Origin of the sequence: Pantoea sp. CTOTU50773 (assembly GCF_032082325.1) — a bacterium.
Taxonomy (GTDB): domain Bacteria; phylum Pseudomonadota; class Gammaproteobacteria; order Enterobacterales; family Enterobacteriaceae; genus Pantoea; species Pantoea communis.
On the sequence record NZ_DAMDQC010000260.1, the window covers coordinates 1 to 2,879 of the forward strand.

Below are 2,879 nucleotides of genomic sequence, written 5' to 3' on the forward strand. Positions count from 1 at the left end.
GAATCATGAAGCCGTTGATAACACGGTGGAAAATGGTGTTGTCGTAGAAACCTTCACGGCAGTAGTCCAGGAAGTTTTTCACGGTAGCCGGCGCTTTGTCATCGAAGGTTTTGATTACGATGTCGCCATGGTTCGTCTGGAAAGTGACCATTATATTCGTCCTGTTACGGGTGTCGTCAGTATCAACTGCCGCGCCTGCTAAGCGGCGGGGCATTTTTGTAGACGCCTCTTATATCACAAATTCCGATGGCTCGTCAGTAAGGCAGCCACAGAAGGTAAGCGAGCGATGCACAACTGAGAAAAATACGGCACAATACCCAGCTACGCTGGAAAGGCGTATCCCGCAAACGTTAATAACGGAATCGTTCAATGCTGAAGATCTATAACACCCTGAGCCGTCAGAAAGAGGAATTCAAACCGATCCACGCTGGTCAGATCGGCATGTACGTCTGTGGAATTACGGTTTATGACCTTTGTCATATCGGCCATGGGCGTACCTTCGTTGCATTTGATGTGGTGTCACGTTATCTGCGCTATGTGGGCTATCAGCTCAAATATGTGCGTAACATTACCGATATTGAAGACAAGATCATCAAACGTGCCAACGAAAACGGTGAGAGCATCGAAACGCTGACCAACCGTATGATCGCTGAAATGCACAAAGATTTTGATGCGTTGGGCATACTGCCGCCGGATTTGGAGCCGCGTGCCACGCGCCATATCCCTGAAATCATCGAACTGGTTGAGCGTTTAATCGAGCGTAAGCACGCCTATGTGGCGGACAACGGCGACGTGATGTTCGATGTGCTGAGCGACAAAGGCTATGGCGTGCTGTCACGTCAGGATCTGACTCAGCTGCAGGCGGGCGCGCGCGTTGAAATCACCGAAATCAAACGCAACCCGATGGATTTCGTGTTGTGGAAAATGTCCAAACCTAACGAGCCCGCGTGGAATTCGCCGTGGGGCAATGGTCGTCCAGGCTGGCACATTGAGTGTTCCGCGATGAACTGCAAACAGCTCGGCACCCACTTCGATATCCATGGCGGTGGATCGGATCTGATGTTCCCGCACCATGAAAACGAAGTGGCGCAGTCAACCTGTGCGCACGACGGCGATTACGTTAACTACTGGATGCACTCCGGCATGGTGATGGTCGACCGCGAGAAGATGTCGAAATCACTTGGCAACTTCTTCACCGTGCGTGACGTACTGGCGCATTACGATGCCGAAACCGTGCGTTACTTCCTGATGTCGGGCCACTATCGCAGCCAGCTTAACTACGGCGAAGATAACCTCAATCAGGCACGTGCGGCGCTGGAGCGTCTCTACACCGCGCTGCGTCACACCGATGCCAGCGCTACGCCAGCAGGCGGCGAAGAGTTTGAAGCGCGCTTCCGCACCGCAATGGATGACGACTTCAACACGCCGGAAGCCTACTCGGTGTTCTTCGACATGGCGCGTGAAGTGAATCGCCTGAAAACTGAAGACAAAGCCGCCTCTGATGCCCTGGCCGCGAAACTGCGTCAGCTGGCGAACGTGCTGGGCATCCTGCAACAGGATCCAGAGCAGTTCCTGCAGAGCAGTGCGCAGGTGAATGATGACGAAGTGGCAGAGATCGAGCATTGGGTCAAAGCGCGTTCTGATGCACGTGCCGCAAAAGATTGGGCACAGGCGGATGTGGCGCGTGACAAGCTGAATGAGCTGGGCGTGATTGTCGAAGATGGTCCGCAGGGTTCGAGCTGGCGTCGTAAGTGATAGCGTCGGGTGCGCGTTTGTCGGCACTCGAATAGGCAGTTTGAAGGGTGCGCTTTCATCAGCACCCCAATTCTCAGGGCGCAGGGTTCACGTTGATGCGTTCCGGAATTTACAAGGCGCAGAATAGCAAAAGGGGCAAACCGCAGTTCGCGCCTTTTTTATTTGCCTGAATGCTTAAGCTACAACGGTAATTTTATAACCGGCGAACTCAACTTGCTGGCCTGCCACAATCTTGCAGCGCTTACGCGTTTCGATTGCGCCATCAACACGCACTTCGCCATCCGCGATAGCCACTTTTGCCTGCGCACCGCTCTGCACCCAACCTTCGAGTTTCAGCAGGTCACACAAATCAACGTGAGCATGTTCGCCCAAAGAAAAACTGGCCATTATGCCTCCTCCACGTCGTGATACTCTTCGCACGCGACTAATGTATTTTGAATCAGGGTCGCAACGGTCATGGGACCGACGCCACCGGGAACCGGGGTGATATAAGACGCACGCTCAGAAGCGCTCGCAAAATCCACATCGCCCACCACTTTACCGCTCTCCAGACGATTGATGCCAACATCAATCACCACCGCGCCTGGCTTGATCCAGTCACCCGGAATAAAGCCTGGTTTACCGACCGCCACCACCAGCAGATCGGCGTGCTCAACGTGATGACGCAGATCTTTGGTGAAACGGTGCGTGACGGTGGTGGTGCAGCCCGCCAGCAGCAGCTCCATGCTCATCGGACGACCGACGATATTGGATGCGCCAACCACCACGGCGTTCAGGCCGTAAGTATCGATATTGTAGCGCTCCAGCAGCGTGACGATGCCGCGTGGCGTACAAGGACGCAGCTTTGGCGCACGCTGGCACAGACGACCGATGTTGTACGGATGGAAGCCATCGACATCTTTGTCCGGCACGATACGTTCCAGCACTTTGACATTATCGATGCCGGCTGGCAGCGGCAGCTGAACCAGAATACCGTCGATTTCGCTGTCATTGTTCAGCGTATCGATAAGTTCCAGCAGTTCGGCTTCGCTGGTGGTCGCAGGCAGATCGTAAGAGCGGGAGATAAAGCCCACTTCATCACAGGCGCGACGTTTGCTGGCGACATAGATCTGCGAAGCGGGGTT

General features: G+C 54.4%; 4 protein-coding genes. 1 reads left to right on the forward strand and 3 read right to left on the reverse strand.

What is annotated here, in order from left to right; translation table 11 throughout:
• A partial coding sequence (locus tag RT340_RS22445; protein WP_313377856.1) for a peptidylprolyl isomerase occupies positions 1-151 on the reverse strand: 151 nt, incomplete at its 3' end.
• A 218-nt stretch (positions 152-369) separates the two neighbouring features.
• Between RT340_RS22445 and cysS the strand changes: the two genes are divergently transcribed.
• Positions 370-1,755: a cysteine--tRNA ligase gene (gene cysS / locus RT340_RS22450; protein ID WP_034828229.1), complete on the forward strand. Its 1,386-nt coding sequence runs from the start codon at positions 370-372 to the stop codon at positions 1,753-1,755.
• 174 nt (positions 1,756-1,929) lie between these two features.
• Here the strand turns inward: cysS and ybcJ are convergent, their stop codons facing one another.
• Positions 1,930-2,142, reverse strand: a complete 213-nt coding sequence (gene ybcJ, locus RT340_RS22455; protein ID WP_097117460.1) for a ribosome-associated protein YbcJ — start codon at positions 2,140-2,142, stop codon at positions 1,930-1,932.
• On the reverse strand, positions 2,142-2,879 hold a 738-nt coding region (folD, locus tag RT340_RS22460; RefSeq protein WP_313377854.1), incomplete at its 5' end, for a bifunctional methylenetetrahydrofolate dehydrogenase/methenyltetrahydrofolate cyclohydrolase FolD. The genes ybcJ and folD, both read right to left, overlap by 1 nt.

Bases quoted from the DNA above. Each gene is read 5' to 3' on its own strand.
- cysS (WP_034828229.1), top strand. From the start codon at position 370: ATGCTGAAGATCTATAACACCCTGAGCCGTCAGAAAGAGGAATTCAAA.
- ybcJ (WP_097117460.1), bottom strand. From the start codon at position 2,142: ATGGCCAGTTTTTCTTTGGGCGAACATGCTCACGTTGATTTGTGTGAC.